Here is a 1,104-nt window from a genome sequence, read left to right on the forward strand (position 1 = left end):
AATGCCGGTCGCCCTGGATCATCAGGCGGTTGCCGGCGACGATGTCGGGGCCGGGGCGGTCTTGCATGAGCAGGTTGCCCGCCGGGTTGTGGCCGAAGCGTTCTTGCAGGTCTTGGGAGTGGTCGGCTCGGGTCAGGCGATTCAACGGGTCGTAGTGGTAGTGGTGTTCGCCTTTGCGGGTGTCGTTGAGGCGGGTGAGATTTCCGGATCTGTCGTAGTCGTAGTGGCGTTGGAGCAGGTGATGTTCTTGCTGTGTTACGGCATGGGCGTGCAGGCGCTGTTGGTCGTCGTAGTGGTAATGGCTGAGCAGTTGGCCTTGTTGGCGCTGGTGTTCTTGACCGGCTTTGAACAGGTGCGAGGTAAGGGGCTTACCGTTGAGTTCTACTGTGGCGAGATGCCCGCCCTTGGCATGGTTGAACGCCACACGGTTGTTGTCCGGCAGGCGCAGGTGTTGAAGCTGGCCACAGGCGTCATAGCCATAGCGCAAGGTGCCCCAGCCTTGGTGTTCGGCAGTGAGGCGATTCTGGGCGTCGTACTCGTAGGCCAGCGCCCAGTGGCCGTCGTCGACGCTTAGGAGGTTGCCTTGCCGGTCGTAGGCGTAATCGACCTTGTTGCCATCGGGTAGGGTTTTTCTTACGAGACGACCGGCATGGTCGCGCTCATAGCGGGTAACCAACTGACTGCCGTCATCGCCGTGTTCAGTTTTTTCCTGCAGGTTGCCGTTGAGGTCATACGCGTAGGCCGTGCGTTGCCCATCAAAACCAACTTCCTGCTGGATCAGACCGTTGGCGTGGTAAGCCAGCCGGTAGGTCTCGCCAACTTCGTTTTCAATCTCGGTCAGCAGCAGACGCGCGTTGTCGTAGCGGTACTTGACCTGGCTGCCGTCGGCATTGATGCGGCGGCTGATCAGGTGCAGGCCGTCCGCATATTCGTAGCGGGTGACGTGGCCCCGTTCATCGCGTTCGGCGGTGATTTTCCCGTAGGGGTTGTAGCTATATTCCCGCGTTGCGCCGCCGGGCAGTACGAGGCGAGTCAGCCGACCGGCTGCATCCCACTGGTATTGGGTCAGCGCGCCTTGTTCATCCTCACGGGCAATCTGCCGGC

At 60.9% G+C, this 1,104-nt stretch carries 1 pseudogene; it reads right to left on the bottom strand.

The window, feature by feature from the left end:
* Positions 1 to 1,104, bottom strand: a pseudogene (locus EJD88_RS02755) (RHS repeat protein); the annotation flags it as partial.

The sequence above is a fragment of the Pseudomonas sp. PB105 genome (genome assembly GCF_009764655.1).
Lineage (GTDB): Bacteria > Pseudomonadota > Gammaproteobacteria > Pseudomonadales > Pseudomonadaceae > Aquipseudomonas > Aquipseudomonas cyclaminis.